Origin of the sequence: Cupriavidus sp. WS, from assembly GCF_000395345.1 — a bacterium.
Classification (GTDB): Bacteria; Pseudomonadota; Gammaproteobacteria; order Burkholderiales; family Burkholderiaceae; genus Cupriavidus; species Cupriavidus basilensis_B.
Genome location: NZ_AQPL01000584.1, coordinates 1 through 2,605 on the forward strand (window position 1 = coordinate 1; position 2,605 = coordinate 2,605).

Consider the following 2,605-nt stretch of genomic DNA (forward strand, 5'->3'; position numbering starts at 1 on the left):
AGGCGGGAAAGGCGCCTCCCGCCTGCATTTACACATATATGAAAGGAGGGGAAGCGGTCAGCAGGGAGCGGTCTCGGAACGAGCGGTGCCGGCGGGGACTTCCACGCCGCCGGCCGGCCGGGGCGCGGCCGTGTCCAGTGCCGCGATGCCCTCGCGCATCGCGTGTATGACACGCTCCTGGATGGTCTCCAGGCGCTCGACCGGGCCGGAGACGGCCAGCGCGAACAGCCGGCCGAAGCGCCGCTCGGGCAGCACCATGCAGATGCCGCCGGCGCCCGGCTCGAGCGTGTGCTTGTTGAACAGGTAGCCATCGCGGCGGCCCTGCTCGACATGCGCCATCAACTCGGCGAGCTTCACCTTCCGGGCCGGATCGGGCTCGTGGAAGTTGATGCGGCGCACCAGCTCCTCGATCTCCGCATCGGTGCGCGCGCCCAGCATGATCCAGCCGCTGCCGGAGCGGGCCAGGGGCCGGATCGTGCCGATCGGGACCGAGTACCAGATCGGCAGGCGCGAGGGAATCAGGTAGACGTACTGGACGTAGAGGTCGCTCTGCGCGCTGAGCGTGATGCACTCGCCGAACGCCTCCGACAACTGCTGCATCAGCCGCAGCACTTCTTCGTTCTGGCCGAAGATGGCCTGCTGAATCCAGTTGCCCAGCGAGGTGATGCGCATGGTGGGCATGTAGGTGCGCGAGAACCGGTCGTAGTCCAGGTAGCCGAGCGCGACGAGGCTCTTGAGCACCGCGGACGCGCTCGACGGCGGATAGCCGAAGCGCTGGGTGAAGTCCTTCAGCGCCATAGGGCGCTGCACGTTTTCAAACGCCTCGAAGATTTCGAAGACGCGTTTCGATGTCTTGATCGGAGATTCGGGCATGGCTGGGGGCTAGGGCACTAGGCGGGCCGATCGGCCTCTTTGGTGTGTTGCCCATGATACGAGCCTTTGGCGCCGGCACGGAACCGAGGGTTGTACTAGGCCGGCATCGCGGACCCGGCATGACAAGCGGTCGATGGGCGTCTTTTTATTTGTTATTGACACATCGATCCATAATCACTATCGTTGCCGTCATGGTGAGACCACGGGAATTCGATCGCGACGCCGCGCTGGCCACGGCAACCAGGCTGTTCTGGGCCAAAGGCTTCGCCGCGACGTCGACAGACGATCTGCTCAAGGCGATGGGCATCGGCCGGCAGAGCATGTACAACGCCTTCGGCGACAAGCGGCAGTTGTACCTGGAAGTCCTGCAGACCTATCAGCAGAACGTGCTGGCGGGGCATCTGAAGCGGCTGAACGCAGCCGCGTCGCCGCTGGACGGCATGCGTGAACTACTTCGCGGGCTCATTGCCGACGACGACGGGCAACGGGCGCTGGGCTGCCTCGGGGTGTGCGCGGTGGGCGAGTTCGGCACCACGGATGCCGAGGTGCTCGACATGGCGCATCGCGTCGCCGTGACACTCGGGGCACGCATCGTGGAGCGGATCCGGGAAGCGCAGGAGATCGGCGAGATCGATCCCGCTGCCGATCCCGCGCAGGCCGCCGCCTTCATCCAGACGACGATGGCCGGCTTGCAGGTTGCCGCCCGCGCCGGCGCCGACCGGGAAGCACTGCGCACGCTCGCGGAATTCGCTGTTGGCCGCCTCAAGGCGGTTTGAGAATCTGGCGCGCGCCTCGCCAGCGAGGCAGGCGCTTTTTTTTTGGTCTGTTATTGACTGATTGATCCATAAAGGAAGGCAAAATGAACCAGGCAAGTGCACAGGCACGCAAGGCAGCACTCGTATTCGGCGGCTCGCGCGGCATCGGCGCGGCAATCGTCGACCGTCTCGCCACGGATGGCTTCGCTGTCGCATTCACCTATGTGTCGAGCGCCGACAAGGCGAAAACCCTCGTCGATCGCATCGCGGAGCAGGGCGGCCAGGCACTCGCGATACAGGCCGACAGCGCCGACCCGGCCGCGATCCGCAACGCCGTTGCGCAGGCGGTGGAGCGATTCGGCGACATCGACGTGACGGTCGTCAACGCGGGCGTCTTCCGCATGGGCACCATCGACGCGGTCAGCCTCGAGGATCTCGACCTGATGCTGAACGTCAACGTCCGCGGCGTGTATCTGTCGATCCAGGCCACCGTGCCGCATCTGAAGCCCGGCGCGCGCGTGATCACGATCGGCAGCAATGTCGCGCTCCACACCCGCACGCCCGGCGCCAGCGTGTATCAGCTAACGAAAACCGCGCTCGCCGGCATGGTCAAGGGCGTCGCGCTCGATCTGGCGCCGCGAGGCATCACCGTCAACAACATCCAGCCCGGCCCCACGGAAACGGACATGACCGCGGGCGCGCTCGACATGCTGGCGGGAATGAACCCGCTGAAACGAGTGGCGAAGCCCGGGGAAATTGCCGGTCTTGTTGCTTATCTTGCAGGGGATGAGGCGGGTTACGTTACCGGGGCAAGCCTGACTATTGATGGGGGTTTTACGCTGTAGCTTTAGCGTGGGGGCGCGGCCGTCGCTTTGCTGCCGGCTTGCGTGGGCGGGTTCGGTGTTGGGGGATGGTGGATTTTGGGTGGGTGCGGTTTTCTTGAGTGCCTGGAAGGGGGTCGTCTCAGAAAACGGAAA

The 2,605-nt window shown here is 65.1% G+C and carries 3 protein-coding genes; 2 read left to right on the forward strand and 1 reads right to left on the reverse strand.

Annotation, left to right across the window (positions count from 1 at the left end):
* Positions 1-57: 57 nt before the first annotated feature.
* On the reverse strand, positions 58-873 hold the full coding sequence (locus tag K206_RS40275) for an IclR family transcriptional regulator (protein WP_020206924.1): 816 nt from the start codon (positions 871-873) through the stop codon (positions 58-60).
* A gap of 119 nt (positions 874-992) precedes the next feature.
* On the opposite strand from K206_RS40275, the gene K206_RS0135025 reads away from it, so the two are divergent.
* Both K206_RS0135025 and K206_RS0135030 read left to right on the forward strand, forming a co-directional pair.
* Positions 993-1,649, forward strand: a complete 657-nt coding sequence (locus K206_RS0135025) for a TetR/AcrR family transcriptional regulator (RefSeq protein ID WP_231401729.1) — start codon at positions 993-995, stop codon at positions 1,647-1,649.
* A gap of 83 nt (positions 1,650-1,732) precedes the next feature.
* Complete coding sequence (locus K206_RS0135030; RefSeq protein WP_020206926.1) at positions 1,733-2,473, forward strand: SDR family oxidoreductase; 741 nt, start codon at positions 1,733-1,735, stop codon at positions 2,471-2,473.
* Positions 2,474-2,605 lie beyond the last annotated feature (132 nt).

Coding starts and splice junctions, on each gene's coding strand:
- K206_RS40275 (WP_020206924.1), bottom strand. CDS start 873: ATGCCCGAATCTCCGATCAAGACATCGAAACGCGTCTTCGAAATCTTC.
- K206_RS0135025 (WP_231401729.1), top strand. CDS start 993: ATGACAAGCGGTCGATGGGCGTCTTTTTATTTGTTATTGACACATCGA.
- K206_RS0135030 (WP_020206926.1), top strand. CDS start 1,733: ATGAACCAGGCAAGTGCACAGGCACGCAAGGCAGCACTCGTATTCGGC.